This is a genomic window from Bradyrhizobium sp. GW821-FHT13H05 (genome assembly GCF_058804065.1).
On sequence record NZ_JBXAPO010000002.1, the window covers coordinates 905,989 to 932,502 of the forward strand.

The following is a 26,514-nucleotide window of genomic DNA, read 5'->3' on the forward strand; positions in this document are numbered from 1 at the left end:
TGGGTCAAGCGATTTTCGCGAATGTATTTCTGGCGCAGCGCAACAGCTGCCACAACGTCATGGCCGGGCTTGTCCCGGCCATCCACGTCTTCGCTACGCGGAACAAAGTACGTGGATGCCCGGGACAAGCCCGGGCATGACGACCTCTCGTTGATGTTCAAATGTTTCTAGGCGTGCGCTCAGGCCGCGTCGCGCCGCGAGGGCCGGACAGATTCGTCGAACGCGATCTGGTCGACCGGCTGCGGACGTCCGAACAGATAGCCTTGCGCAAAATTCACGCCGAGCGCTTTCAGCCGCTCGAACTCCTCGGCTGTCTCGACGCCCTCGGCCGTGACCGACATGTCCAGCCCGCGCGCCAGCGTCACGATCGAGGCGATGATAGCGGAGCAGCGCGGCTGGTGCGTGAGGTTGCGGATGAACGACTTGTCGATCTTGATCTTGTCGAACGGGAACGTGGTCAGATAGCTGAGCGAGGAATAGCCGGTGCCGAAATCGTCGAGTGCGAACTCGATGCCGATGTGCTTCAGCCGTTCCATGAAGGCGAGGTTCTCGACACCGCGCTCCAGCAGGACGGATTCCGTGATCTCGATCTCCAGCCGCTGCGGCGGCAGGCCGGAATCGGCGAGCGCCGCGGAGATCATCCCGAACAGCTCGGCCTCCTTGAACTGGATCGGCGACAGGTTCACGGCGACCGCGAGGCCCGCGGGCCAGCCGGCCGCATCCGCGCAGGCGCGCCGCAACACGAACTCGCCGAGCGGAACGATCAGCCCGGTCTCCTCGGCGAGCGGAATGAACTGATCCGGTGGGATCAGGCCGCGTGTCGGATGCCGCCAGCGCACCAGCGCCTCGAAGCCGCGCCGCTCACCACTGTGCGCATCGACGAAGGGCTGGTAGTGCACCTCGAGCTGGCAGCGGGCGATGGCGTCGCGCAGATCGCCTTCCAGCGTGCTGCGCGCCTCGAGCTCGGCCGACATCGCCTCGTCGTAGATGGTGAAGCAGTTGCGGCCCGCCGATTTCGAACGGTAGAGCGCAAGGTCGGCTTTCTTCAGCAACTGCTCCTGGTCGCTGCCGTGATCCGGCGCGATCGCAATGCCGATGCTGGTGCCGATCTCGACGCGATGTCCCGGCAGCAGGAACGGCTCGGATACGAGCTTTGCGATCCGCCCCGCCAGCTCGGTCGAGCCGGCACGCTGGTCCTCGCAGGCTTCCTGGATGATGGCGAACTCGTCGCCGCCGAGCCGCGCCAGCACGTCGCCGGCGCGCAGCGCGGATTTCAGCCGCTGCGCCACCTGGCGCAGCAGCATGTCGCCGGCGCCGTGACCGAGCGAGTCGTTGACGTTCTTGAAGCGGTCGAGATCAAGCATCAGGATCGAGAAGGTCGAACCTCCGTCGTTGAGCTGGCCGTTGAGCTCGTCGAGCCGGGCGAGGAAGAAGGCGCGGTTCGGCAGGCCTGTCAGGATGTCGGTCTGGGCGAGCTCGAGCACCCGACGGTTCGCCAGCGAGAGCCGCCGCGAATTGCGGCTTGCGAGCATCAGATAGGTCGAGAGCGACAACGTCAGCAACATGCCGACGATGAGGACCGCGACCGCGCGGTCATAGGCCGTCTCCAGCGCGCCGCCGGCCGTCGGCACGGCGCGCACCTGCCAGTCGGTGTCGCCGATCTTGAGGCCGCCCGACCAGTGCAGAGCCCGCGCGATATCCCGCATCGACTGCGGCGCCGTGGCGGCCGACGAAAAATCCGGCAGCATTTCTTCCAGGCTGACGATCTGCCCCGTGAACGGCGGATAGATGTTCATACTGACCGCGGGACTTGCCCCGGTGGTCACGCGAATGGACTGGATCAGCAGCGGCAGATCGAAGATACCGACGACGAAGCCGGCGAGGTTGCGGCGCCGGTCCGCAACCGTCTCGCGCGAGGTCCCCTTGGCATAGACGGGAATGGCGACGAGGACGTCGGGCAGCCGGCCGCCTTCCTTGGGTTCGTAGAGACGCGTGCGGATGGCAGCGACCCGGTCGTTGTCGCGCGCGCGCTCCAGCGCTGCGCGACGCTCCGGGATGGTCGCGTAATCCATGCCATAGACCGACGAGGTCTTCGGCTGGGTCGAGTAGAACACCGGGAAATATTCGTCGCTCTGCGGCGCGGCCGCGAAGGCGTCCCCCTGGAGCGACTTGATGCGATAGCCCGATACGCCGTCAGTGATCGCCGCGGCCTCGTATTCGGCGCGCTCCTTGCGGTTGACGCGCGGCAGCCAGGCGATGCGCAGCATGCCGGGATGGCGCTCGAACAGGCGCGAGCTGAAGGTCTCGAATTCGCTGCGGGTGATTTCCTCGTTGGTCGATTCGAACAGCGTGCGCAACGCGACGAGCCTGGAGATGTACTCGCTCATGCCGTTCTGCATGACGATCGCTTCGGTCTCGGCGGCGTTCTCGAACTCGATCTTGTTGACGCGGTCTTCCCACCGCGCAACGGCGGCCGCACCGACGATCGAGAACAGCAGACCGACGGCAACCGCGACCAGCGCAGGGCGATAGAGCCCGAGCAGCGGCGCGGCACGCCACCATCCGGTCTTCCGCCCCCGATCCTGATCGTTCTGATCGCGACCGCCCATCTTGATCCGCAAGTCCCCATCCGTGCGGCAGCTCGTACTTCTGGTTGAGCCGCCGAAGCCACTATCGGACAAGGATCGGGGTTAAAAAGTGCGAAATTTCGGAACCCGGTCGTCCCGCATTGCACGGCTTAGTTAACGATTGCCCAGCAGATTGCCGCAGTCTGGCAATAAGTTACCGGTTTTACCCGGAGTCTTACGGATCACCACTGCGGCACGCCTTAGCGACCTGTTCAGCCGACAGAATTATCGTTTCCGGGAACCGTCCCTATCCGACAAGCATCGACATGACACGATCGCGATCCGCGACATATTTCGCCTTGATCATCGCATTGCTGGCCGCAGCCTTGCTGCCGGCGAAAGGCGACGAGGTCGGCGTCAGCGACGATGCGATCCTGTTCGGCCAGGCGGCCGTGCTCGAAGGCCCCTCCTCCGCGCTCGGGCAGCGCATGCGGCAAGGCATCGTCGCCGCGTTCACCGAAATCAACGACAAGGGCGGCGTCCATGGCCGCAGGCTCCAGCTCGTCAGCCGCGACGACGGCTATGATCCCGATCGTTCGGTGGCGCAGACGCTGCGGCTGATCGAGGACGACAAGGTGTTCGCGCTGATCGGTGCGGTGGGCACACCGACCGCGATCGCGACCATCCCGATCACCAGCGCCCGGAACGTCCCCTTCATCGGCCCATTCACCGGCGCCGAATTTTTGCGCGACCTCGAGCTTCCGAACGTCGTCAACATCCGCGCGAGCTACAGCGCGGAGGCCGAGGCATGGGTCAAGCACCTCACCGAGGATCGCCACTTCACCCGCATCGGCATCTTCTACCAGGACGATTCCTTCGGCCGCGATGGTCTTGCCGGCGTCAAGCGCGCGCTCGCCAAGCGCGGCCTCGAGCTTGCCTCCGAAGGCACCTTCGAGCGCAACACCCGCGCCGTCGCCTCGGCCTGGCGGATGATCAAGCGCGCCGAGCCCGAGGCCATCGTCATGGTCGGGACCTACGGGCCCTGCGCCGAGTTCATCAAGCTCGCGCACCGCAGCGGCGCCTATCCGACCTTCGTCAACATCTCCTTCGTCGGCGCCAATGCGCTCGCCAAGGAGCTCGGCCCCGACGGCGAGGGCGTCATCGTCTCGCAGGTCGTGCCGTTTCCGTGGGATCGCTCGCTCAAACTCGTCGCGGATTACCAGGCGGCGCAGAAGGCGGTCGACCCGACGCTGACGCCGGATTTCGTATCGCTCGAAGGCTATCTCTCCGGCCGCCTCGCGGCCGCCGCGCTGGAAAAGGCCGGACCGCAACCGACGCGCGCGAGCCTCTTGCGCGTTATCAACGATGTCGGCCGCTTCGACATCAGCGGCAACGTCGTCACCGTCGGCATGCACATGATCGACACGCCGCCAAAAGTGTTTCTGACGGTGATCCAGAAGGACGGGACGTTCAGGGCGGTGGACAGGCTTTAGGGCCGCCGCGTCCAGCGGTCGGCGTTGACCGCGCCTTGCGGCGCCTCGCCTTTGACGATCGCTTCCACCTGCCGCACGGTTTCCAGCGACTGGTATTCGATCGCCTGCGGCGTCAGGCCGCCGACATGCGGCGTGGCGATGACGTTGGGAAGTTTCGCCAGTTCGGGCGCCGGCATCTGGTCGGGCGCGCGGCCGACATCCATCGCCGCACCCGCGATACGATTCTCGCGCAGCGCCTTGGCCAGCGCCGCTTCGTCGACGAGATTGCCGCGGGAGAGATTGATGAAGACAGTATGCGCCTGCATGCGCGCCAGTGCCGCCTCCCCGATCAGATTCTCGGTCTGCTCGTTGGCGATGGCGAGACAGACCACGTAGTCCGATGCGGCGAGGAGCTCGTCGAGACTGACATGCTTGATCGCACCGTCGCTGATCGTCGCAAAGGGGTCTGCGACCAGCACCTCCATGCGCAGGACTTTTGCGACCTCGGCGAGGTAGCGCCCGATGCTGCCATAGCCGATGATGCCGATCTTGCTGCCGGCGAGCTGGCGCCCCATACGCGCCTCCGGCTTGCGGCCGGCCTGGTAGTCGGCCGTCGTCCGCGACACGCCGCGGGAGAGATCGACCATGAAGCCGACCGCAAGCTCGACGACCGCCTGCACGAAGCCGGGACCGGCACGGGTCACGAGCACGCCGGCGTTTGAGGCCGCATCGACATCCACATTGCGGATATCGACGGCGCAGCGGACGAAGGCCCGCAGGCGCGGCAGTTGCGCAAAGATCTCGGTGCGCCCTTCGGTCATGCGATCGGCGACGATGATGTCGACATCTTTCGCAGCACGCACGAGGCCGGCTGCGTCCAGAGTCTCGTCGCTCTCGTGCAGGATCACCTCGGCGGCCGCGCGCAAGCCGTTCAGGCTGCGGTTACCGTAGTAATTGCGCCGCATCTCCGGCGTGTGTGCGAGCAGGACCTTCACGACAAGACTCCGTCAATAGCCGAATGCCCGCGGCAGCGCGGTCGAGAGCCATGGCACGAAGGCAATGACGAGCAGGCAGAGGAACAGCAAGCCAAGATAACCCATGATCGGCTTCACTGTCTGCTCGATCGGGACGTTGCCGATCAGGCAGGCGCCGTAGAGCCCGAGCCCGAGCGGCGGCGCGAACAGGCCGATGCCCATCGCAATCACCAGCACGACGCCGAAATGCAGGGGATCGACGCCGAGCTGCACGGCCACCGGCAACAGCAGCGGCCCGAAGATGATCAGCGCGGCCGCGCCCTCCAGCACCGAGCCCATCACGATCAGCACGGCGATCGCGAGCAGGATGAACAGCCAGGTGCCGCTGGTCTTGGACAATCCGAGCATGAAGTCGCCGACTGCATGCGGCACTTGCTGCAGGGTCAGCGTGAACGCCAGCGATTGCGCGGCGGCGACGATGAACAGCACGAGTCCCGCGCGCGTCGCGGCCTGCACAAAGCTGTGCGCGGCCGTTCTGAAGCTGAGCTCGCGGAACACGAGGCTGCCGACGACGAGCGCATAGGCCACGGCGAAGGCCGATATCTCGGTCGCGGTCGCAAAGCCGCTCTTGAAGCCGAAGAAGATCATGAAGATCAGTCCGAACGCCGCGATCGCGCCGCTCCACAGGCCCGACACGGGCGCCTGCGGCTCGACGTCCTCGACTTCCGTTGGCGGCTTGCCGAAGATGATGGAGACGGCGATCAGGACCAGCGCCATCAGCGCCGCCGGCAGCAGCCCCGCCATGAACAGACCGCCGATCGACAGGTTCGCCACGAAACCCAAGATGATCAAATTGATGCAGGGCGGAATCGTCTCCGCCATCACCGCGGAGGCCGCGAGCAGCGCCACCGCGCCGCCCGGATTCTGCTTCGAGCGGCGCGCCGCCGGGATCAAGACGGAGCCGACCGCAGCGACATCGGCCATCTTCGAGCCCGATATGCCGGAGAACAGCACCATCGAGGCGACCATCACGACGTTGAGACCGCCGCGCATGCGCCCGACCGCGCGCTGCAACAGCTCGATCAGGCGCACCGACATGCCGTTGGCTTCCATGAGGTAGCCGACGAGGATGAAGAAGGGAATCGCGAGCAGCACGAAATTGTCGATGCCGCGCGCCATCTGCTGGGCGAAGATCACGCCGGGCAGCGCGCCCTCGACCCAGATGAAGATCAGCGCGGCCAGCGCCAGCGCAAAGCCGATCGGTAATCCGCCGAACAGCGTCGCGAAGAAGCCGATCAGCATCAGCGTCCCCGCCGAGGGCACCGAGGACGGCGACAGATAATCCCAGGCCAGATAGAGGCCGGTGACGATGGCGATCGCAACGAGACCCCTGACGATATCAGGGAGCGGCCTGGCGCAGAGCTGATCGATCGCGAACACCGTCATGAACAGCGCGCCGATGCCCATCGGATAGAAGGTCAGCTCCAGCGGCAGGCCGGAGCCGGTGGTCTGGCCAGCCGTCAATGATCCCAGCTTGATGGCGTTATAGGCGACATAACCCGAGATCAGCACGACCAGCAGCGCGCTGGCGGCGTCGACCAGCGTGCGCTGGCGGACCGGTAACAGGTCGCGGAAGAACGACACGCCGACATTCTCGCCGCGCGCGAGCGCGCTCGCAGCGCCAAAGAAGGCCGAGCCGACCATCAAGCCTCGCGCGACGTCGTCAGCCCATTCGACCGGCGCGTTGAAGCAGAAGCGCAGCAGCACGGAGGCGCAGACGACCACGAGATCGGCGGCAAGCAAGACCGCCGCGATCGCGTCGCTGAGACGAAGCAAAAGACTAATGCTCCCGTGCCGCTCGCCCGAGAGAGACACGGCGCTCGCCATCGCCATCTCAGGCCTGCGTCGCGCGGATGATGTCGATGACGGCCTTGGAGTCCGGCCGCGCCTTGATGAAGTTCTCGTGCTGCGGCGCGACGCGCTTCCTGAACGCCTCGCGGTCGCATTCGGCCACCGTCACGCCCTTCTCGGTCAAGGCCGCCAGCGCTTCCTTCTCGACCGCAAGGCCATGGGCCCGGGTGTCGATCGCGGCCTTCTTCGCGGAATCGAGAAAGCCGTCGCGCAGCTTCGGATCCATGCGGTTGTAGGTCATGTCGCTGAAGTAGATCGCGAGCGGCGAGAAATTGTGCTGCGTCAGCGCATAGAATTTTGCGGTCTCGAAGAACTTGCTGGCCAGGATGGTCGGCGGATCGTGCTCCAGCCCATCCAGCACGCCGGCCTGCAACGCCGTGTAGATTTCGCCGAATGCCAGCGGCGTCGCGGCAGCGCCCATCAGGCGCAGGCATTCCGTGATGACGGGATTTGGCAGCGTGCGGATCTTGAGGCCGGCGAGATCCTCCGGCGTCTTCACCGGCTTCCTCGCCAGCACGCTGCGTGAGCCGAAATTATAGGCCCAGGCGATGATGCGGATATTGCCGCCCTTGAGCAGCGCGTCCTCGATCGGCTTGGCGGCGCCGGAATCGAATGCCTTGGTCTGCTGGGGGAAACTCGAGAACAGAAAGCCGAGATCGAAGGTCCCGACCAGCGGCACCAGATTGGCCGAGATCGAGGAGCCCGACACCATGAGGTCGATGACGCCGAGCTTCACCGAATTGATGACGTCGATTTCCTGGCCGAGCTGGTTGTCCGGGAAGAACGCGACCTCGATCTGCTCACCGAGGCCGTTCGCCTTCAGGTTCTTGACGAGGTTGTCGTAGTAGACGCGGCCGTTGGCGTATTTGGGATCGTTGGGCAGCGAGGAGGAGCATTTCAGCTTCAGCGTCGCAGCTTCGGCGCGGCCGATGATGGCGGGAGAGAGCACGAGGCCGGCGGTGACCGCCGCCGATGACTTGATGAACGCGCGACGGTTCACGGGCACGATGGTCATGGTGCGGTCTCTCCCCGATATTTTTGTTCGCGGCCGCGATCGTTGCCGTGGCCTTTGCATCGACTGTATGGCCAAAGCGACGGCACAGGCAAGGGTTGCGGCCGGGGCACCGCGATGGCGAGAGACGCAGGCGCTTCGGCAGAGACCGCAGCGGAACGCCTGCTTTCATAGGTTTTTTCGATCATGCCGCACGGCAGCGACAAAGCCCGCCATGCAAGTTTGACGCGGATCGATCCAATTCAGGTATGGATCAATGCCGAACGCAGATTGATGGTTTGGCACGCAGCAAAATGACGAAAGCCGCGGGACCATGATCCCGCGGCTTCCATGTTTGTGCAGATGCCGGGACCTCAGCGCGAGTGCGCGCCGCTGAGCTGGCCGCTTGCCGCCGCGACATCGCGGGACGGACGCAGCGCATAGGCGCCGTCGCCGAGCAGGGCCTGCGCCGCGAGCGCGATCGCCCAGAAGGCGGGGAATTCCCAGCCGCCCTTCGGATTGGTGAAGAAGAAGCCGGCGGCGCCGTGCACGGTGAAGATGGCACCGAGCAGGATCGGAATGCCGGCCAGCGCCGCATAGCGGGTCCAGACGCCGAGGATCAGGGCGAAGCCGCTGAGGACTTCCACCGTCATGATGAGATAGGCGAGCTCGGGCGGGAAGCCGAGGCTGCCGAAGAACTTTGCGGTGCCGGCCGGGGTGAACACAAACAGCTTCAGGCTGGCGTGCGCGAGGAACAGCGCACCCAGCGTCACGCGCAGCACCAGCGCGGCGTAGGGGGCGGTACGGGAATCGATCATGGCAGTCTCCTTTGCTGCACTGCGCTATGATCTATTCCCATTCGAATGATAATTGGCTATTTTGGAATTATACCTCACACCAGCAGAGTGAAATAGATGCTCGACCGGCTGACCGGCCTGGAAGTGTTCGCCAAGGTGGCGGCAATCGGCAGCCTGTCGGGGGCGGCCCGGGCCATGGGCCTGTCGCAGACCATGGTGACCAAGCATGTCGCCGCGCTCGAGGCGCGGCTCGGCACCAAGCTGTTTCACCGCACCACGCGGCGGCTGTCGATCACCGAGGCCGGACGGAGCTATCTGGAATCCTCCGAGCGCATCCTCGCCGACATGGAGACCGCCGACGCCGCGGTTGCGCGCGAGCGCGTCGAGCCGCGCGGGCTGCTCCGGGTCAACGTCCCCGTCGTGTTCGGCACGCGGCAGATCGCGCCAGTGATCGCCGAGTTCCTGGCGCGGCATCCCGAGGTCACCGTCGAGCTCGGCCTCAACGACCGCCTCGTCGATCTCGCCGAGGAAGGCTGGGACCTCGCGATCCGCATCGGCAGGCTCCGCGATTCCAGCATGATGGCGCGGAAGCTCGCGCCGAACCGCCTCGTGGTGTGCGCGGCACCTTCATATCTTGCCAGGTACGGCACACCGCGCAGTGTCGCCGACCTCGCCGCGCATAATTGTCTCGGCTACACGCTCTCGCAGCAGGCAAGCGCGGCGGAGTGGCTGTTCGGCGTCGACGGCGAGATCCGCGTCCAGGTCAGCGGCACCTTGCGCGCCAATAATGGCGATGCGCTGCGCGCCGCGACGCTGGCCGGCCTCGGGCTGGCGCGGCAGCCGACCTTCATCATCGCCGACGACCTTCGCGCCGGCACGCTGGTCGCGCTTCCGCTCGACCAGCCGGAAATCCAGGCCTCGGCGGTGCATGCGGTCTACCTGCCCGACCGGCGTCCGCCGGCCAAGGTGCGCGCTTTCATCGACTTTCTTGCCGCGCATTTCGCGCCTGAACCGCCCTGGGATCGCGACCTGTTCTGACGACGCAAGGCCTGAGGCGCCAGCTCCGGCAGTTCCGCTGCCCATTTGCTCCAGCCCGGAGCGTGATCCAGTGCACAGACAGGGTCATGGCGAACGGCTAGAAAAGGTGACATCTTCGCGCGCATTGCCGATGGAGTTGACACCATGCGCCGTCCGGTCCTTCGCAGTTTGTTCCTTGCCTCCGGCCTTGTTGCGCTCACGCAACTGATGGCGCCGACGGAGGCCGCGGCCGAAGCGCGGCTTGCGCTGGTGATCGGCCAGTCCGCCTATCGCACCGTGCCGGAGCTGCCCAACGCCGCCAACGACGCCAAGGGCATGACGGAACTGCTCGGCAATGCCGGCTTCACCGTCACCACGGCGGCCAACCTCGGGCAGAGCGAGATGCGCACAGCGATCTCGGACTTCGCCGGCAAGGTCAGCGCCAGCGGCGCCGACACCGTCGCGCTGGTGTTCTATGCCGGCCACGGCCTGCAGATCGACGGCGAGAACTATCTGGTGCCGGTCGATCTCGATCCCAAGCGCGAGGCCGACATTCCGCTCCAGGGCGTGCGGCTGAACGATTTGCTCAACACGCTCGGCGCGCTGCCGACGCGGGCGCGCATCTTCATGTTAGATGCCTGCCGCAACAACCCGTTCCCTGCGCTGAGCGGCGCGGGCCACGGGCTTGCGATCGTCGACACCAAGGCCGGCGCGCCCGGCTCCTTCATTTCCTATTCGACCTCGCCCGGTGCCGAAGCCGAAGACGGCTCCGGCATCGACAGCCCCTACACCACGGCGGCGCTCTCGGTTGCCAAGCAACCGAACCTGCCGATCGAGGAAGTGTTCAAGCGCATCCGCATCGCCGTCGCGCAATCGACCGACGGACGGCAGATTCCGTGGGAAAGCTCGTCGCTGACGACCGATTTCAAGTTCTTCGGCGGCGAGAGCAGCAGCCCGCAGCCTCCCATTCCCGGCGCATCCGCCATGGCGCTGGCCGGCGGCACGCGCAGCGTCGCGGACTGGCGCAAGGATTTGCAGGGCAAGGAGCCGAAGGCTGCCTATGAGCTCGTGATCGCCGACGATACCATCGAGGCGTATCAGGCCTATATCGAGCTGTACACGCAGGACGCCCGCGCGCCGCGCCTGCGTACGGTGCTGGAGCGCCGGCGCCAGATGCTGGCCTGGGAGCGCGCCACCGCGATCAACACCCGCGCCTCGTTCGAGGCTTATCTGAACAACTGGGACAACAGCGACTTGGCTGCGACCGCGCGCCGGCTGCTGCTTCGCGTGCAGAACCGCAACTATGCCTTGCCGGTTGCGGCCGCAGCGACCCCTGCCCCGGTCGCCGTGGCAATGGCGCCGACCTGCCCGTGCTCGACGCCCACGCCGCCGGCCTCGCCGGTGAACCCGGCGGTCGCGCCCTTGATCAAGAAGCGGGTCGACGACACCCCGCCGAAGCGCAAGGTGGTCGAGACGCCGCCGAAGCCGCGCCGGCCGCCGCCGGACGAAGTGGTCTACGAACGCGCGCCGCCGCCCGGCCCGCCGCCCGAAGCCCTAGGCGTCGGAATCGGTGTCGGGATCGGTCTCGGCATGGGCATGGGCGGCCGTGGTGGTGGCGGCTACGGACGCGGCGACTACGGCAACCGCAGCAGGTATTGAGAGTATCCGCACCTCTCGTGCCCCGGACGCAGCGCAGCGCTCTTGCGGTGCCCTGCAGAGCCGGGGCCCATGCGGCAGCGTACCGTGCGGCACGATGGGTCCCGGCTCTGCGGAGCGGCACGTCGTGCCGCACCGCGTCCGGGACACGAGAGTTGCGGATATTCTCATTCGCCTCCTTCCAATCCGGAAATGCTGTAGTCTGATCGGCCGACGTCAGCCTTTCCGGGGATTCCACATCGATGCCGCACGACACGCCTGCCAAGGACTCTTGGCCGCTTTTCCGCTCGCTCGCATCCTACTCGCTGCCCGGCGACCTGATGGCGGGGCTGACGCTGGCGGCGATCGCGATCCCCGAGCAGATGGCGACCGCGCGGCTCGGCGGCTTCGCGCCGCAGATCGGCTTCTTCGCCTTCATGGCGGGCTCGCTCGGCTTCGCGCTGCTCGGCGGCAACCGCTTCCTGTCCTGCGGCGCCGATTCCACGATCACACCGATCTTCGCCGGCGGGCTCGCGGCGCTCGCCGCTACCGGCTCGCCCGAATACCAGGGGTTTGCGATCGCGCTGGCGCTGATGGTCGGCGCGATGATGCTCGCCGGCGGCGCCTTTCGTCTCGGTGGCATCGCCAACCTGTTGTCGGTCCCGGTGATGGTCGGCTTCCTCGCCGGCATCTCCGTCCACATCATCGTGTCGCAATTGCCCGGCGTGCTGGGACTGAAGTCGCCGAGCGGGCCGACGCTCGATCGCATCGGCGTGCTCGCTGGCGAGCTCGGCCGCAGCAATCCCTTCACGCTGTGCATCGGCCTCGGTGTGCTCGCAACAGTCTTCGTCTCCGAGAAGATCAGCGCAAGAATTCCAGGAGCGCTGATCGGGCTCGTCGCCGCGACGCTGGCCACGATCGGTCTCGGCCTCGAAAGCAAGGGCGTCAGCGTGGTCGGCGTGGTGCCGGGAACGCTGCCGCGGCTCACCTTGCCCGAGCTTGCGCCGGAGCATTGGGTGCATCTGGTGTCGCTCGCCTTCGTGATCACGATCGTGGTGATGGTGCAGACCGCCGCGACGACGCGCTCATTCCCGTCCGACCCCGACAAGCCCGCCGATGTCGATCGCGATTTCCTCGGCGCCGGCGCCGGCAGCGTGCTATCCGGCCTGTTCGGCGCGTTTCCGGTCAATGCCAGCCCGCCGCGAACGGGCATCGTCGCCGAGACCGGCGGACAATCGCAGCTCGCGGGCCTTGCCGCGGCGGCGATCGTGCTGGCGCTGCTCGCGTTCGGCACGGGACTGCTGCAGCACGTTCCGGACGCAGCCCTCGGCGGCATCCTGCTGTTCGTTGCGCTGCGCATCATTCGTCTGAAGCAGATCGTCACGATCTACCGCCAATCCCCGAGCGAGTTCCTGCTGATCGTCGCGACCGCCGCGCTGATCATCGTGCTGCCGATCCAGCAGGGCGCCTTCCTCGGCATCGTGCTGTCGCTGCTGCACGGCATCTGGAGCACCACGCGCGCGAGACTCGTCGAGTTCGAGCGCGTGCCGGGCACCACGATCTGGTGGCCGGCGCATCCGCACATCGAGGGCGAACGCATCGAAGGCGTCGCCGTGATCGGCCTCCAGGCGCCGTTGTCCTTCCTCAACGCGCCGGGCTTCCGCAGCGACGTGACCAAGGTGCTCAGCAGCGGGACGCCGCAGCTCCTCGTGCTGGAAGCGAGCGGCATGGTCGAGATCGACTTCACCGCCGCGCAGATCCTGCTCGACGTGTTCAGGGCGTGCAGCGAACAGGGCGTCACGGTTGCGCTGGCGCGGTTGGAATCGGTGCGCGCGCAGGCCGCGTTCGAGCGCTTCAGATTGTTCGATGCGCTGCCCCGCGCGCACGTCTTCCGCAGCGTGGACGAGGCCGTGCGCAAGCTGGCGAAGTAGAGTCAGCGGGTTCTGAGTCGAACCGATCGTGCCGCGGTCTCGGTGCACCTCGCCCGCTTGCGGGAGAGGTCGACGCGTAGCGCCGGGTGAGGGTTCTTTCCTCTAGGGATTGTCCCGTTGCGGAGATACCCTCTCCCCAGCCCTCCCCCGCAAGCGGGGGAGGGAGCGCACCGCCTTCACTGCACCAGCGTTGGGTGATCCCGCTGTATCGTCTCGCGGATCCAGCTGGCGTGGATCGCGCGGAACAGGATCTGCGCCGTCTTGAGGTCGTTGGCCTTCATGCAGAGATCGACAATACGATGCACCGCGTCGTCGCGCATCAGTGCGTCCGCGATCTTCATGGCGATTTCCATCGCGACCTTGGCCGCGCGCTCGTATCGCTCGCTGGCGCGCTTGTCGTTGCGCGCTGAACCTGCGGCACTTGCGGCCGCGGCCTCACAGATCGCACGGATGCGATCGGCGGCTTCGATATCGCCGAGCGGCCATTCTATCGCTTCGTCCCAGATGTCCTGTCGCGTCTTGCGCGCGAACCAGCGCATTGCCCGCTCCGTGATGATGGAGCGAGCATAAACGGCGATCACGCCGCGCGCTATGCCTCCGGCACGATCTTGCCGGGGTTGAAGATGTTCTGGGGATCGAGCGCCTTCTTCAGCGCGCGCATCGCATCGAGCGCCTCAGGGCCGAGTTCCGCCTTGAGGTATTTCTGCTTGCCCTGGCCGATGCCGTGCTCGCCGGTGCAGGTGCCGTCCATCGCCTGCGCGCGCTCGACCAGGCGATGCATGAATTCCTCGCCGCGCGCCATCTCGTCGGCATCGTTGGTGTCGCACACCAGCGAGCAATGGAAATTGCCGTCGCCGACATGGCCGACGATCGGCGACAACAGATTGAGCCGCTTGAGATCTTCCTCGGTCTCGCCGACGCATTCGGCCAGCCGCGAGATCGGCACGCAGACGTCGGTTGCGACCACGCCGATGCTGTCGCCGGGCCGCAGCGCCTTCACGGACCAATAGGCGTCATGCCGTGCCTGCCACAGTTTTGTGCGGTCCTCGGGTTTGGTGGTCCAGGAGAAATCGCCGCCGCCGCAATCCCTGGCGATCTCGCCAAAGGCCTTGGACTGCTCGGCGACCTCGATCTCGCTGCCGTGGAATTCCATCAGCAGCAGCGGCGTCTCCGGCAGCGTCAGCTTCGAATAGGCGTTGCAGGCTTTCACCTGCGCGGCGTTGAGCAGCTCGATGCGCGCCACGGGAATGCCGGTCTGGATCGCCAGGATCACGGCCTGACACGCGCCATGCACGGTTTCGAACGACACCGCGCCGGCCGCGATCGTCTCGGGGATGCCGCGCAGGCGAATGGTCAGCTCGGAGATGATGCCGAGCGTGCCTTCGGCGCCGATGAACAGATGCGTCAAGTCGTAGCCGGCCGATGACTTCTTGGCGCGCGTGCCCGTGGTGATGATCTCGCCGTCGCCGCGCACCACCTTCAGCGCCAGCACGCTGTCGCGCATGGTGCCGTAGCGCACCGCATTGGTACCGGAGGCACGGGTCGAGGCCATGCCGCCGAGCGAAGCATCGGCGCCGGGATCGATCGGGAAGAACAGCCCCTGGTCGCGCAGATGCTCGTTGAGCGCCTTGCGGGTGACGCCGGGCTGGATCACGCAGTCGAGGTCCTCGGCGTGCACCGCCAGCACCTTGTTCATGTCGCGCAGATCGATCGAGATGCCACCCGCGGGCGCGTTGACCTGGCCCTCGAGCGAGGTGCCGGTGCCGAAGGCAATGACGGGCACGCCATTCCTGGCGCAGATCCGCACCACGTCCTGGATGTCGGCGGTCTCCTGCGCCATCACCACGCCGTCAGGCGGCTGGTTGACGATCCATGTGGTGGTATGGCCGTGCTGCTCGCGGACGGCCTGCGAGGTGATGAGGCGGTTGCCGAAGCGTGCGGCAAGCTGCTCCAATGCGCTCGCGAGGGCTTTCGGCTCCGGCCGCGGCGGATTATTGGTGATGGTCGTACCCACGGAAATTCCTCCGACGAGAAGAGACCGTGGCAAAGGACATCTAACCGGTCAAGTCAAGCGACCGGACGCATAGCTAGGGAAGAACACATGCCGGAGACCGTTGCCGCAGCGACCAAGGCCGAGCCGTTCCGCTCCTCGATCATGCAGATCGAGCCGCAATGGATCGACTATAACGGCCATCTCAACATGGCTTATTATAACGTGATGTTCGACCGTGCGATCGACGAGTTCTGGCTCGAGCTCGGGATCGGTCCTACTTACAAGAAAGAGCGCCACGGCTCGACCTTCACCGCCGAATGCCATGTCCGTTATCTGCGCGAGATCCATCTCCGCGATCCCGTGCAGATCCTGGTGTGGCTGCTGGAAGCCGACGACAAGCGGCTGCATACGTTCGAAGAGATGCGGCACGGCACCGAGGGCTGGCTGTCCGCCACGTCCGAGAACATGTCGCTGCATATGGACATGACAGCGCGGCGCGTTGCGGCGTTTCCGCCCGATATCCAGCAGCGCATCGGGGGCATCGCCAAGGTTCACAGTACCCTGGCGCGGCCCGAGGGCATCGGCCGCAGCGTGACGATGCCCTCGAAACGGTAGTGGCTCAAATATCGTCAGCCGATTTTGGTTCACCTCTCCCCGACGGGGAGAGGTGAAGGCGCTAGACCCTGCGGCCGCGCGCCAGTCCGACCACGGCCGAGACCAGGAACAGAACGATCGCGATGAAGAAGATGATCTTGGCGATTTCGATCGATGCGCCGGCGATGCCGCCAAAGCCCAGAATACCGGCGATCAGTGCGATAACCAGAAACGTCACAACCCAGCTCAGCATGGCCCGAACCTCTGTTTGGATGACTGTCTGCGATCGGCGCGGCTGGCGCGCCTCACTTGCCCAAACAATCTCCGACGCGGAACGTTGGTTCCGGCCGGTTGCCGCTGGAAATTCGCGTCGCCAGCAGGAACAAATCGGCCTGCCGCGCACGTGGAAAACCCCGCCCCGGCGCCCCATATAGGCACCAATCCCTGTTATGAAGGCTCCCTCCCGCGACGGCGTGGTGCCATCGTGGGCCAATGATTCGCATGACCGAGCCGAGCAAGATCACAGGCGTACCCGACCACCAACCCGCAGCCGGCGGCATCGCCGCGCGTGCGCGCGCCTCGGTGGGTCCTCAATATCTGTCCGGCCTCAATCCGGAGCAACGCGAGGCGGTCGAGACGCTGGACGGCCCGGTCCTGGTGCTGGCCGGCGCCGGCACCGGCAAGACGCGGGTGCTGACCACGCGCATCGCCCATATCCTGAGCCAGGGCCGGGCCCGGCCCGCCGAAATCCTGTCGGTGACCTTCACCAACAAGGCCGCACGCGAGATGAAGCACCGGCTGGGCCAGATGCTCGGCCACGCGGTGGAAGGCATGCCGTGGCTCGGCACCTTCCACTCCATCGGCGGGCGCATCCTGCGTTTCCATGCCGAGCTGGCGCAGCTCAAGTCGAACTTCACCGTGCTCGACACCGACGACCAGGTCCGGCTGCTCAAGCAGCTGCTCCAGGCCGAGAACATCGACGACAAGCGCTGGCCGGCGCGCATGCTGGCCGGCCTGATCGACGGCTGGAAGAACCGCGGCCTGATGCCGTCGCAGGTGCCGTCAGGCGAAGCTGCCATGTTCGCCAACGGCAAGGGCGGCAAGCTCTATGCGAGCTACCAGGAGCGGCTGAAGATCTTGAACGCCGCCGATTTCGGCGATCTGCTGCTGGAAGATATCCGCATCTTCCGCGAGCACCCGGACATCCTGCGGCAGTACCAGCAGCGCTTCAAATACATCCTGGTCGACGAATATCAGGACACCAACGTCGCGCAGTATCTGTGGCTGCGGCTTTTGTCGCAGGCGCCGACAGCTTCTTCCTTCGCCTCTCCCCGCTTGCGGGGAGAGGCCGACGCGCAAGGCGCGGCGGGTGAGGGGGACTCTCCAAGCAGCGAACTCGTGGAGACTCCCCCTCACCCCGACCCTCTCCCCGCAAGCGGGGCGAGGGAGCACGTCAAGAACATCTGCTGCGTCGGCGACGACGATCAGTCGATCTATGGCTGGCGCGGCGCGGAGGTCGACAACATCCTGCGCTTCGAGCACGATTTCCCCGGCGCCAAGGTGATCCGCCTCGAACGCAATTACCGTTCGACCGGCCACATCCTTGCAGCGGCCTCGCATTTGATCGCGCACAATGAAGGCCGGCTCGGCAAGACGCTGCGCACCGAGGACGTCGAGGGCGAGAAGGTCACGGTCACAGGCTCCTGGGATTCGGAAGAGGAAGCCCGCGGCATCGGCGAGGAGATCGAGCAGATCCAGCGCCAGGGCGACAAGCTGAACGAGATCGCGATCCTGGTGCGCGCCTCCTACCAGATGCGCGAGTTCGAAGACCGCTTCGTCACGCTCGGCCTGCCCTATCGCGTCATCGGCGGCCCGCGCTTCTATGAGCGCGCCGAAGTCCGCGACGCGCTGGCTTACTTGCGCGTGATCAATTCGCCGGCCGACGATCTCGCTTTCGAGCGCATCGTCAACACGCCCAAGCGCGGCCTGGGCGATGCCACCGTGCAGATGCTGCACGACCACGCCCGCAAGCGCCGCATTCCGCTGTTCGAGGCGGCGCGTGCCGTGGTCGAGACCGACGAGCTCAAGCCCAAGGCGCGCGGCTCCTTGCGCGATCTCGTCGCCCAGTTCGACCGTTGGCGCGCCGCACGCGAGGTCACCGCACACACCGATCTCGCCCAGATCGTGCTCGACGAGAGCGGCTACACCGAGATGTGGCAGAAGGACCGTTCGGCGGACGCTGCGGGCCGGCTGGAGAACCTGAAAGAACTCGTGCGCTCGATGGAGGAGTTCGAGAACCTGCAAGGATTCCTCGAACATATTTCCCTCGTGATGGACCGCGACAACGGCGCCGAGGACGACGCGGTGTCTCTGATGACGCTGCATTCGGCCAAGGGCCTCGAATTCGACAACGTGTTCCTGCCCGGCTGGGAGGAAGGCCTGTTCCCGAGCCAGCGCACGCTGGACGAACAGGGCCGCGCGGGCCTCGAGGAAGAGCGCCGGCTCGGCCATGTCGGCATCACCCGCGCCCGCCGCCGGGCCATGATCTATTTTGCGACCAACCGGCGCATCCATGGCACCTGGACAACCACGATCCCGTCGCGCTTCCTCGACGAATTGCCGGCGGCCAATGTCGAGATCACCGAATCCAAGGGCGGCTCGGCCTGGGGCGGCACCGGGGGCTACGGCGCCTCGCGCTTCGACGACATGGAGGCGTTCGGCTCGACCTATTCGACACCGGGCTGGCAGCGTGCGCAGGCCAACCGAGAAGGCAACCGCAACCGGGGTGGTGGCCGCAATGGCGGTAGCGGACACAGCGGCTTCGAGGAAGAGGCCGCGACGTTCTCGTCCTCCTCATCGGCAGGCCCCGATTTCGGCAGCTTCTCCTCGCGCCGCCGCGGGCCGCTGACGATCGAGGGCGAGCTGGTCGCCAAATCCACCGGCACGACGTCCGAATTCTCGCTCTCCGACCGCGTCTTCCACCAGAAATTCGGCTACGGCCGCGTCACCAGGATCGACGGCAACAAGCTCACCATCGCCTTCGACAAGGCCGGCGAGAAGAAGGTCGTGGACAGCTTTGTGCAGCGGGCGTGAGGCTGACATGCCTCAGTACGTTGCCATCATCGAAGATGCCGGCCCGGACGACGCCGTCAGCTTGTGGTTTCCGGACCTGCCCGGCTGCATTTCCGGCGGCGACGACGTCGACGAGGCCCTCGAGAGCGCGCCGGACGCTCTCGAATTCTACGCTCAGGAGCTGGCCGAGGACGGCCGCCAGCTTCCCCCGCCGCGGACGCTGGACCAGCTCAAGGCCGATCCGGAATTTACCGACGACCTCGGGAAACACACAATCGCCCTGATCGAATGGCCACCCCTCACCGAGGCCACGGAGTGAGGACTGTTCGCCGCACTCGCCGGACTCTCGACAGTTCTCGCCCGAACGCCCCTTGACCACCGCGAACTTCCCCGTATCAGATGCGCCCATGGTCCGGGGCTCCATCACACTGATCTTGCTGGCATTGGTTATGCCGTCGCTTAGCGCGGCGGAGACCATGAGCTTTGGCGATTCGATCGGGCTTTTGGCCAAGAGTTGCGGCGCGGAAATCGTCGCCAATTGCCGCGGCGTCAATCCGGATTCCACCCGGCTGAAGGAATGCCTGTCGCGCAACCGCGACGTGCTGTCCCAGCAGTGCCAGAGCGACTATCTCGGCGCCTTCGACGCCATCCAGAAGCGGGTTGCCGCGCGCGTCACGGTGGCGAACGCCTGCCAGCGCGAGATCGTCAAGGTCTGCGGCGGCTCGACCAAGGAGACCAGCAAGTCGATCCCCTGCCTGGTCTCGACGCCCAAGGGCATCAGCAACAACTGCCTGAAGGCCGTCGACGACGCGGGGTATCGCTGATGCGCGCCAGGGGATTCTCCGCCGCCGGAATCAGCATCGCTCTTGGTCTCGCTTTGCTCGCGGGCACAGCAAGCGCGCAGACGGCGCCGCCGACCCGCGACGACATCGTCGAGAAGCTCAACCATTTCGAGGAAGCCGCCGAGGTCGATCTTCCCGCGCTGAAGCTGCAGGTGATGGAGCGCGCCAAGGCCAGGATCAAGAACGATCCGGGTCCGGTGAACCGGCCGCTGATCGCGCCTGATCTCGCCAAGCTGCCGACCTTCAACGCGCAGATCCAGTTCGATGCCGACACCCCGATCATCCAGCCGGCCTCCTACCAGACCGTCGGCCGCATCGCGGACGCGCTGGTTCACGCCTCGCTGCTGCCCTACACCTTCCTGATCGTCGGCCACGTCGAGTCCAATTCGAAGACGCGCGAGGCCAACGCGATCCTGAGCCAGCGCCGGGCGGACGCGATCCGCGACGTGCTGGTGAACACGTTCAAGATCTCGACCAAGCGGCTGCACCCGATCGGCCTCGGCGAGGAGCAGTTTCTCGACCGGGCCAAGCCGACCTCCGCCGTCAACGGCCAGTTGCAAATCGCAACCTATGCCAAGGTGCCGGAGGAGGCGCCCGCGCACCCGGCTGCGGCACCTGCGCCTGCGGCGAAAAAGCCCGCCAAGAAGCACTGAGCGAGCATACCTCGGCGCCTGACGGAACCCTTTGAAGTCCTGACCGTTTTGTGACCTGTCTCACAGCGCGACAGCACGGTTTCGCGCGACAATAGCACCGGTTTGTGCACTGCCCTATCCGGTGCTATAGGCTCTGTTCGTCCTTCCGCCCCCAATGCTGCACGAGACTGAGATGGCTGGCTATTTTCAACGCCAACTGGCCGATTACGTCGAATATCATCGCGATCCCTGGAACTGCGCGATGCACGTTATCGGTATCCTCCTGCTCTTCACCGGCGCCGTGCTGCCGCTGACCCTCGTGCATTTCTCCGTCTTCGGGGTCGAGGTGAGCCTGGCGGTGATTTTGGCCCTGCCCGTGCTGGCCTACTGGCTGATGCTGGACGCCGGGATCGGCCTCGGCATCCTCGCGGCGATGATCGTGCTGCTTTCGGTCGCAACCACAATCGGCAATCAGGTCTCGATCGTCATGATGTGGTCGATTTTTGCGGTGCTGATCGGATTTGGCGTCGCCGCACAGATCGTCGGCCACAGGGTTTTCGAGGAACGGCAGCCTTCGATGGTGGACCATCCCGCGCATTTCCTGCTTGGACCGATGTTTGTCATGGCGAAATTGTTCATTGCATTGGGCTTCCGTCGCGACCTTGCCGCGATTCTGGCGCCTGTTCCGACCAACTCCCTTTCAACCCGATAGCTCCAGAAGCGAAACAGCAAACCTTCTTCATGGCTCTCGTACTGGTTACCGGTGGCAGCGGTTTCATCGGACATCATCTCGTCGAAGCGCTCCGCACCCGTGGGCAGCGCGTGCGCGTGCTCGATGTCCGGGCACCGGCCGCGGCCAACGCCGACGTCGAATATGTTCATGGCTCGGTGCTGGACGGCGCCGCGGTCGATGCCGCGCTGGCCGGCGTCGATCAGGTCTATCACCTCGCCGGCCTGCCCGGCATGTGGGTCGCCAACAAGCAGGACTTTCACGACGTCAATTGCCGCGGCACCGAAATCGTGCTCGCCGCCGCGATGAAGCGTGGCGTGTCGCGCTTTCTGCACTGCTCGACGGAATCGATCCTGTTCCCCTATACCGACCTCAACGGCATTCCGGCCGAGGAGGCGCTGCAGCCGGCCGACGCCATGCCCGGCGCCTATACGCGGTCGAAGTCGCTCGCTGAGCATTTTGCGGCGAAGGCTGCGGCCAGCGGCTTTCCGCTCGTGATCGGCACGCCGACCATGCCGATCGGCGCTGCCGACCACAATCTGACGCCGCCGACCGCGATGCTCTGGTACTTCCTCCAGAAGAAGGTGCAGCCGCATCTCAACTTCCTGGTCAATCTCGTCGATGTCCGCGACGTCGCGATGGGCCTCGTGCTGACCATGGAGCGCGGCCGCATCGGCCAGCGCTACATCCTCGGCGGCGACTGCGTCCGGCTCGGCCAGATCCTGCGGATGATGTCGGCGATGAGTGGCCGCCGGCAGTTCCCGGTCGTCGTGCCCGGCCGGATCGCCGAGCTCTCCGGCATCATGCTCGAATATCTGTCCGACAACTTCACGCGCCGGCCGCCCAACGGCACCGCCGAGGGCGTGCGCATTGCGCTGGCCGCGAGCGACCTTTCGATCGGCAAAGCGCGTAACGAGCTCGGCTATTCGCCGCGCCCGATCGAGCCCGTGCTGCGCGAGACCATCACCCACCTGCTCGCCCGCAACGGCCAGCGGCCCTCCGGCGCCATCGAGCACCACGCGCTGTCCTCGCGCGCGAGCTGAAGCCGCCGCCCAAACGCAAAGAACCTTCATGTCCTTCGATTTCAGCAAGCTTCTCTCTGTCGCCTGGGGCGGCTGGACCACGACCTGGCCGACTGAGCTCCTGGCCCTGATCTGGGTCGCTTTTCTCGCCAGCTGGGTGGGCGCCTCGTTCTGGCAGGGGCGGACCAAGAAGCAGGTCATGACGCTGGAGTCGCAGCGCTATCGCCTGCCGATCCTGGTCGGCGGCATCCTGTACACGCCTTGGATTGCGGAGATCCTGGGCTGGAAGCCGCTCTGGGTGCTCGGCAACACCGGCATCGCCGTTGCCGCCATCCTCTCGATCGCCGGCATCGCCTTCGCCTGGTGGGGCCGGCTGCATCTCGGAAAGTTCTGGTCCAATACCATCACCCACAAGGAAGATCACCGCGTCATCGACACCGGCCCCTATGGCATCGTGCGCCACCCGATCTACACCGGGCTGATCTTCGGCATGCTGGTGACCGGCGTTGCGATCGGCCTGGTGACGACGATCCTCGGCGCCATCCTGATCTCGCTCGGCATGTGGCAGAAGGGCCGGATGGAAGAAGTGTTCCTGTCGAAGGAGCTCGGCGAGGACGCGTATGGCGCCTATTGCCGCCGCGTGCCGATGATCATTCCGTTTTTGTCGCCGCGGTAAAGGCGGGCCGCGCCTTCCGCTTTCTCCGCAAGCACTGCGACCAGTCCCGCCATCCTGAGGTGCGCCTGGAGCGGTTAGCCAGAAACCGAGATCGCCCCCTCTCCATGCAAATTTGATCGGCTGCCATTCCGCGGGAATAGACGTCCATCGCGTTCCCCGGCGGTTGACCTTTTTGCCGCCAGCCAGTTGGATGCGCGCGCAACGAGGCACGTCGACATTTCATCGTGGATCTGGAGAGGTCGACGATCAGGCAGGAATACTAGGCCTTGGCCCGCGCGGGGCTTGGGCGATCCGGCGTCTGACTGTGCCTTCAGGGTTCGACAGGGGCTTCTCATGAATTTTTCCAGTATCTTCGCGCAGTTCGTCGCGTTCATCGGCGGCATCGCGCTGCAATGGCGCAAAATGACGGGCACCGAGTTCGCGCCCGCCTGGGGCCAGACCCCCGCCATTCCCGAAGCCAAGCCGCAAGGCGCGATCCCGACGCTGAAGATGCCGACTGCGCGCGGCTGGAGCGAGGGCCACAAGCCGACCACCGCACCTGGGCTCAAGGTCAATGCGTTCGCGACCGGGCTCGACCATCCGCGCTGGATCGAGGTGCTGCCCAATGGCGACGTGCTGATCGCGGAAGCGACGCAAATTGCGGGCGCGCCGCGCAGCGTGTTTCACTACGCGATGCAGGCGACGATGCGGCGCGCCGCAGCGCTCGGCGTTTCCGCCAACCGCATCACGCTGCTGCGCGACAAGGACGGCGACGGTGTCGCCGAAGTCCGTGGCGCCTTCATGGAAAATCTCAGCCAGCCGTTCGGCATGGCGCTGGTCGGCGACACTTTTTACGTCGGCAACACCGACGGCGTGATGGCCTTTCCTTATGTCGCCAATGCCGACCGCATCACCGCGCCGGGCAAGCGGCTCACCAATTTCAAGCCGAGCGGTCACTGGACGCGCAGCCTGCTCGCAAGCCCCGACGGCAGGAAGCTCTACGCCGGCGTCGGCTCGCTCAGCAACATCGCCGAGATGGGCATGGAGGTCGAGGAAGGCCGCGCAGCCGTTTACGAACTCGATCTCGTCGCCGGCACGCATCGCATTTTTGGTGCGGGCCTGCGCAATCCCGTCGGCCTTGCCTGGGAGCCGAACACCAACGTGCTGTGGACCGTCGTCAATGAGCGCGACGGCCTCGGCGACGAGACGCCGCCGGATTATCTCACCTCGGTGCGCGACGGCGGCTTCTATGGCTGGCCCTATTGCTATTGGGGCAAGACGGTGGACGACCGCGTGCCGCAGGATGCTGCGATGGTCGCCAAGGCGCTCACCCCGGACTACGCGCTTGGCGGCCACACCGCCTCGCTCGGCCTGTGCTGGATGCCCGCGGGCACCCTGCCCGGTTTCCCCGACGGCATGGTGATCGGCCAGCACGGCTCGTGGAATCGCAGCACGCTGTCCGGCTACAAGCTGGTGTTCATCCCGTTCGAGAACGGAAAACCCTCCGGCCCCGGTCGCGACATCCTGTCGGGCTTCCTGTCCCCGGACGAGAAGGAATCCTACGGCCGCCCGGTCGGCGTCGTGATCGGCCCCGACAAGAAGTCGCTGCTGATGGCCGACGACGTCGGCAACGTGATCTGGCGCGTGACGGGGGCTTAGGGCCAAGCGAGTTGAGGTCGAGTCGATTGCGGCATCGGCGGTCACCTCTCCCGCTTGCGGGAGAGGTCGGCGCGAAGCGCCGGGAGAGGGTTCTCACCTCTGGGAGGCTCTTCGTTGTCGAGACACCCTCTCCCCTGCCCTCTCCCGCAGGCGGGAGAGGGAGCGCACCGTCGCCTCGGCCAAGAAATCACGTCCCGACGCAGAGCGTGGCGCGCTGCTTGCGGAGCAGTGCGATCACGGACAGTGCGGTGATCAACCCCGTCTTGGGATTTTCGGACGGAATGTTCTCGATCGACATCGAGAAGCGCGCCGAATCCGCCTCGACCTCGATGCGGTGAACGTTGCGGGTCACGGTCGGGTCGGCCCAGATCTGCACCTGCGTGCGGTCCGGCCCGATGCCCGCGAGCGACAGCGCCACCGCGACGTTGAGATTGGCCGGAAAGCCCTTCGCCGCTTCGCGCGCGCTGCCCTCGAACAGTTTCAGAGGCTCGCGCAGATTGTCGATGTCGATCTTGTTCTCGACGATGAACGGCGCGCCCTTCAGGCCGTCGATTGGCTTGCGCGTCACCATTTTAACGGAGTGAATGGTGCCGATGGCCGCGGCGTTGACGGCGTCGAGCCCGATCAGCGCACCGGTCGGCACGATGATGCGGCCGCCATTGGCCCGCGCGAGATCGACCAGATCAAAATTGTCGAGCAGGCCGCCGACGCTGACCACGACCGCGGCCTTGCCACGCTTCACCGCCGGCTCGACGATCGCCCGCAGCTGGCTGCTCGGCGCGCATTCGACCACGATGTCGGCGGCCTCGCCGAGCTGGTCGATCGGCAGCACGGATGGCGGACGGCGCAGGCCGCCCAGAAACGCCTGATGCTTGGCGGGATCGCGCACGGCCACGGCCGACAGCACCAGCCCTTCGATGCCCTGATCGAGCGCGGTCGCGATCTTGGTGCCGATCGAGCCCAGGCCCGCGATGGCCACCCGCAATTCGCTCGAAGCTTTCTGATCCGTCATCACCTTCCACCTTCTGTCCAGGCCAATGTCATAGCTGCTCACGCCTCTCGCGCATAGCTGCGCAGGCGCGCCGCCAGCACTGCCAGCATGGCATCGCGGGCCGGATCGCGCGAGCCGCGCAGCCAGGCGGCCGCAAGCGGCAGCCGGCCGACCGGGCCGATTTGTTTCGGCCGCAGCGGCACGAAGCGGACGCCGGTCACCGCCATTCGCGTGGTCCAGCGAGGCACGATCGCGACCCCAAGCTTCGTTGCCACCAGATGGATGATGGTCTGCTTCTCGTCGGCGACCTGCACGATGCGCGGCGTCAGACCGGCCTGCTCGAACAGTTTGATGGTGAGGTCGTGGCTGTGCGGCCGCGAGCGGCGGTCCGGCACCAGCATCGCCTCGTCGGAGATCTGCGCCAGCGTGACCGACTTGCGCTCGGCGAGCGCATGCCGCTGCGGAAATGCGACGATGGCGGTCTCCTGGAGCAGATCGCGGAATTCGAGCCGCTTGTCGGCACTGTCGGGCGGACGGACAAAGGCGAGATCGAGCGCGCCAGTGAGGATTTTGGGCAGCAGCCGAACGGTCTTGTCCTCGAGCAGCTGCACCGCGATCTCAGGATGCTTGTCGCGGAAATCGCGCAACAGCGGTGGCAATAATCCCGCCGCGGCGCTGTCGATGGCGCCGACCCGCAGCCGCCGGGCAGCGCCCGCACGCGAGCGGTTGCGCAAATTGTTCTCGACCGCCTCGACCTTGGCGAGGATCGCACGGGCGTCGCGCAGCAGTGTCGCGCCGTCTTCCGTGAGCGAGACGGCGCGCGTCGTCCGCGCGAACAGCCGCGTGCCCAGATCCTCCTCCAGCAGCCTGATCTGCCGGCCGAGGGCGGAGGGCAGCATCTGGAGCTGCTGCGCCGCATGGCCGAAATGCAACTGCTCGGCTGCCGCCACGAAGCATCTGAGCTGATGCAATTCCATCCCAGGTCCTCTCGTCTCCCCCGGCAAGGATTATATCATTTTTTTGTATAAA

The 26,514-nt window shown here is 65.8% G+C and carries 23 protein-coding genes; 13 read left to right on the top strand and 10 right to left on the bottom strand.

The window, feature by feature from the left end:
• Positions 1-179: 179 nt before the first annotated feature.
• On the bottom strand, positions 180-2,609 hold the full coding sequence (locus AC1RR3_RS08590) for a putative bifunctional diguanylate cyclase/phosphodiesterase (RefSeq protein ID WP_492821448.1): 2,430 nt from the start codon (positions 2,607-2,609) through the stop codon (positions 180-182).
• 284 nt (positions 2,610-2,893) lie between these two features.
• On the opposite strand from AC1RR3_RS08590, the gene AC1RR3_RS08595 reads away from it, so the two are divergent.
• Positions 2,894-4,060 (top strand): ABC transporter substrate-binding protein, encoded by a 1,167-nt coding sequence (locus AC1RR3_RS08595; protein WP_492821318.1) that lies wholly within the window; start codon positions 2,894-2,896, stop codon positions 4,058-4,060.
• Here AC1RR3_RS08595 and AC1RR3_RS08600 read toward each other — a convergent pair.
• The 4 genes from AC1RR3_RS08600 to AC1RR3_RS08615 all read right to left on the bottom strand — a co-directional run bounded on the left by AC1RR3_RS08600 (position 4,057) and on the right by AC1RR3_RS08615 (position 8,733).
• Complete coding sequence (locus tag AC1RR3_RS08600) at positions 4,057-5,034, bottom strand: NAD(P)-dependent oxidoreductase (protein ID WP_492821320.1); 978 nt, start codon at positions 5,032-5,034, stop codon at positions 4,057-4,059. The genes AC1RR3_RS08595 and AC1RR3_RS08600 overlap by 4 nt on opposite strands.
• Before the next feature lie 12 nt (positions 5,035-5,046).
• A complete protein-coding gene (locus AC1RR3_RS08605; protein ID WP_492821322.1) occupies positions 5,047-6,900 on the bottom strand; it encodes a TRAP transporter large permease in 1,854 nt (617 codons plus the stop codon).
• A gap of 7 nt (positions 6,901-6,907) precedes the next feature.
• The gene (locus AC1RR3_RS08610; RefSeq protein ID WP_492821324.1) at positions 6,908-7,939 is read right to left on the bottom strand and encodes a TRAP transporter substrate-binding protein; all 1,032 of its coding nucleotides are present in this window, start codon (positions 7,937-7,939) and stop codon (positions 6,908-6,910) included.
• Between the two features lie 350 nt (positions 7,940-8,289).
• Positions 8,290-8,733, bottom strand: a complete 444-nt coding sequence (locus AC1RR3_RS08615; RefSeq protein WP_092021988.1) for a DoxX family protein — start codon at positions 8,731-8,733, stop codon at positions 8,290-8,292.
• 96 nt (positions 8,734-8,829) lie between these two features.
• Here AC1RR3_RS08615 and AC1RR3_RS08620 point away from each other — a divergent pair, with 96 nt between their 5' ends.
• The 3 genes from AC1RR3_RS08620 (at position 8,830) to AC1RR3_RS08630 (ending at position 13,295) form a co-directional block, all read left to right on the top strand.
• Positions 8,830-9,750: a LysR family transcriptional regulator gene (locus AC1RR3_RS08620; protein WP_492821327.1), complete on the top strand. Its 921-nt coding sequence runs from the start codon at positions 8,830-8,832 to the stop codon at positions 9,748-9,750.
• 144 nt (positions 9,751-9,894) lie between these two features.
• Positions 9,895-11,388 carry a caspase family protein gene (locus AC1RR3_RS08625; protein ID WP_492821328.1) on the top strand — a complete coding sequence of 498 codons (1,494 nt, stop codon included), beginning with the start codon at positions 9,895-9,897 and terminating at the stop codon, positions 11,386-11,388.
• A gap of 239 nt (positions 11,389-11,627) precedes the next feature.
• Entirely contained in the window at positions 11,628-13,295 is a 1,668-nt protein-coding gene (locus AC1RR3_RS08630) for a SulP family inorganic anion transporter (RefSeq protein ID WP_492821329.1), read from the top strand.
• 176 nt (positions 13,296-13,471) lie between these two features.
• On the opposite strand, the gene AC1RR3_RS08635 is transcribed toward AC1RR3_RS08630, so the two are convergent.
• Together AC1RR3_RS08635 and AC1RR3_RS08640 are read right to left on the bottom strand one after the other, a co-directional pair.
• Entirely contained in the window at positions 13,472-13,834 is a 363-nt protein-coding gene (locus AC1RR3_RS08635; protein WP_492821330.1) for a hypothetical protein, read from the bottom strand.
• A gap of 50 nt (positions 13,835-13,884) precedes the next feature.
• A complete protein-coding gene (locus tag AC1RR3_RS08640) occupies positions 13,885-15,309 on the bottom strand; it encodes an FAD-binding oxidoreductase (protein WP_492821331.1) in 1,425 nt (474 codons plus the stop codon).
• Between the two features lie 87 nt (positions 15,310-15,396).
• On the opposite strand from AC1RR3_RS08640, the gene AC1RR3_RS08645 reads away from it, so the two are divergent.
• Positions 15,397-15,903 carry a thioesterase family protein gene (locus AC1RR3_RS08645; protein WP_492821332.1) on the top strand — a complete coding sequence of 169 codons (507 nt, stop codon included), beginning with the start codon at positions 15,397-15,399 and terminating at the stop codon, positions 15,901-15,903.
• Between the two features lie 61 nt (positions 15,904-15,964).
• Here AC1RR3_RS08645 and AC1RR3_RS08650 read toward each other — a convergent pair whose 3' ends face one another.
• Entirely contained in the window at positions 15,965-16,135 is a 171-nt protein-coding gene (locus tag AC1RR3_RS08650; RefSeq protein WP_441237845.1) for a DUF1328 domain-containing protein, read from the bottom strand.
• A 239-nt stretch (positions 16,136-16,374) separates the two neighbouring features.
• Here AC1RR3_RS08650 and AC1RR3_RS08655 point away from each other — a divergent pair, with 239 nt between their 5' ends.
• The 8 genes from AC1RR3_RS08655 to AC1RR3_RS08690 all read left to right on the top strand — a co-directional run bounded on the left by AC1RR3_RS08655 (position 16,375) and on the right by AC1RR3_RS08690 (position 24,494).
• Positions 16,375-18,975, top strand: a complete 2,601-nt coding sequence (locus tag AC1RR3_RS08655) for an ATP-dependent helicase (protein ID WP_492821333.1) — start codon at positions 16,375-16,377, stop codon at positions 18,973-18,975.
• 7 nt (positions 18,976-18,982) lie between these two features.
• A complete protein-coding gene (locus AC1RR3_RS08660; RefSeq protein WP_492821334.1) occupies positions 18,983-19,273 on the top strand; it encodes a type II toxin-antitoxin system HicB family antitoxin in 291 nt (96 codons plus the stop codon).
• 88 nt (positions 19,274-19,361) lie between these two features.
• Positions 19,362-19,778, top strand: a complete 417-nt coding sequence (locus tag AC1RR3_RS08665; protein WP_492821335.1) for a hypothetical protein — start codon at positions 19,362-19,364, stop codon at positions 19,776-19,778.
• Complete coding sequence (locus tag AC1RR3_RS08670; RefSeq protein ID WP_492821337.1) at positions 19,778-20,449, top strand: OmpA family protein; 672 nt, start codon at positions 19,778-19,780, stop codon at positions 20,447-20,449. Before AC1RR3_RS08665 ends, AC1RR3_RS08670 begins: the two co-directional genes overlap by 1 nt.
• Positions 20,450-20,603: 154 nt before the next feature.
• Positions 20,604-21,140 (top strand): Mpo1 family 2-hydroxy fatty acid dioxygenase, encoded by a 537-nt coding sequence (locus AC1RR3_RS08675; protein WP_492821339.1) that lies wholly within the window; start codon positions 20,604-20,606, stop codon positions 21,138-21,140.
• Positions 21,141-21,169: 29 nt separating this feature from the next.
• Positions 21,170-22,201, top strand: a complete 1,032-nt coding sequence (locus AC1RR3_RS08680) for an NAD-dependent epimerase/dehydratase family protein (RefSeq protein WP_492821341.1) — start codon at positions 21,170-21,172, stop codon at positions 22,199-22,201.
• 28 nt (positions 22,202-22,229) lie between these two features.
• A complete protein-coding gene (locus tag AC1RR3_RS08685) occupies positions 22,230-22,856 on the top strand; it encodes a methyltransferase family protein (protein WP_492821343.1) in 627 nt (208 codons plus the stop codon).
• 333 nt (positions 22,857-23,189) lie between these two features.
• On the top strand, positions 23,190-24,494 hold the full coding sequence (locus AC1RR3_RS08690) for a PQQ-dependent sugar dehydrogenase (RefSeq protein WP_492821345.1): 1,305 nt from the start codon (positions 23,190-23,192) through the stop codon (positions 24,492-24,494).
• Between the two features lie 187 nt (positions 24,495-24,681).
• Here AC1RR3_RS08690 and AC1RR3_RS08695 read toward each other — a convergent pair whose 3' ends face one another.
• A complete protein-coding gene (locus tag AC1RR3_RS08695) occupies positions 24,682-25,506 on the bottom strand; it encodes an aspartate dehydrogenase (protein WP_492821347.1) in 825 nt (274 codons plus the stop codon).
• A gap of 38 nt (positions 25,507-25,544) precedes the next feature.
• Positions 25,545-26,462 (bottom strand): LysR family transcriptional regulator, encoded by a 918-nt coding sequence (locus AC1RR3_RS08700; protein ID WP_492821349.1) that lies wholly within the window; start codon positions 26,460-26,462, stop codon positions 25,545-25,547.
• Positions 26,463-26,514 lie beyond the last annotated feature (52 nt).

Coding starts and splice junctions, on each gene's coding strand:
- AC1RR3_RS08695 (WP_492821347.1), bottom strand. CDS start 25,506: ATGACGGATCAGAAAGCTTCGAGCGAATTGCGGGTGGCCATCGCGGGC.
- AC1RR3_RS08615 (WP_092021988.1), bottom strand. CDS start 8,733: ATGATCGATTCCCGTACCGCCCCCTACGCCGCGCTGGTGCTGCGCGTG.
- AC1RR3_RS08680 (WP_492821341.1), top strand. CDS start 21,170: ATGGCTCTCGTACTGGTTACCGGTGGCAGCGGTTTCATCGGACATCAT.
- AC1RR3_RS08635 (WP_492821330.1), bottom strand. CDS start 13,834: ATGCGCTGGTTCGCGCGCAAGACGCGACAGGACATCTGGGACGAAGCG.
- AC1RR3_RS08605 (WP_492821322.1), bottom strand. CDS start 6,900: ATGGCGAGCGCCGTGTCTCTCTCGGGCGAGCGGCACGGGAGCATTAGT.
- AC1RR3_RS08595 (WP_492821318.1), top strand. CDS start 2,894: ATGACACGATCGCGATCCGCGACATATTTCGCCTTGATCATCGCATTG.
- AC1RR3_RS08660 (WP_492821334.1), top strand. CDS start 18,983: ATGCCTCAGTACGTTGCCATCATCGAAGATGCCGGCCCGGACGACGCC.
- AC1RR3_RS08675 (WP_492821339.1), top strand. CDS start 20,604: ATGCTGCACGAGACTGAGATGGCTGGCTATTTTCAACGCCAACTGGCC.
- AC1RR3_RS08610 (WP_492821324.1), bottom strand. CDS start 7,939: ATGACCATCGTGCCCGTGAACCGTCGCGCGTTCATCAAGTCATCGGCG.
- AC1RR3_RS08590 (WP_492821448.1), bottom strand. CDS start 2,609: ATGGGCGGTCGCGATCAGAACGATCAGGATCGGGGGCGGAAGACCGGA.
- AC1RR3_RS08645 (WP_492821332.1), top strand. CDS start 15,397: ATGCCGGAGACCGTTGCCGCAGCGACCAAGGCCGAGCCGTTCCGCTCC.
- AC1RR3_RS08620 (WP_492821327.1), top strand. CDS start 8,830: ATGCTCGACCGGCTGACCGGCCTGGAAGTGTTCGCCAAGGTGGCGGCA.
- AC1RR3_RS08650 (WP_441237845.1), bottom strand. CDS start 16,135: ATGCTGAGCTGGGTTGTGACGTTTCTGGTTATCGCACTGATCGCCGGT.
- AC1RR3_RS08630 (WP_492821329.1), top strand. CDS start 11,628: ATGCCGCACGACACGCCTGCCAAGGACTCTTGGCCGCTTTTCCGCTCG.
- AC1RR3_RS08685 (WP_492821343.1), top strand. CDS start 22,230: ATGTCCTTCGATTTCAGCAAGCTTCTCTCTGTCGCCTGGGGCGGCTGG.
- AC1RR3_RS08625 (WP_492821328.1), top strand. CDS start 9,895: ATGCGCCGTCCGGTCCTTCGCAGTTTGTTCCTTGCCTCCGGCCTTGTT.
- AC1RR3_RS08700 (WP_492821349.1), bottom strand. CDS start 26,462: ATGGAATTGCATCAGCTCAGATGCTTCGTGGCGGCAGCCGAGCAGTTG.
- AC1RR3_RS08665 (WP_492821335.1), top strand. CDS start 19,362: ATGGTCCGGGGCTCCATCACACTGATCTTGCTGGCATTGGTTATGCCG.
- AC1RR3_RS08655 (WP_492821333.1), top strand. CDS start 16,375: ATGATTCGCATGACCGAGCCGAGCAAGATCACAGGCGTACCCGACCAC.
- AC1RR3_RS08690 (WP_492821345.1), top strand. CDS start 23,190: ATGAATTTTTCCAGTATCTTCGCGCAGTTCGTCGCGTTCATCGGCGGC.
- AC1RR3_RS08670 (WP_492821337.1), top strand. CDS start 19,778: ATGCGCGCCAGGGGATTCTCCGCCGCCGGAATCAGCATCGCTCTTGGT.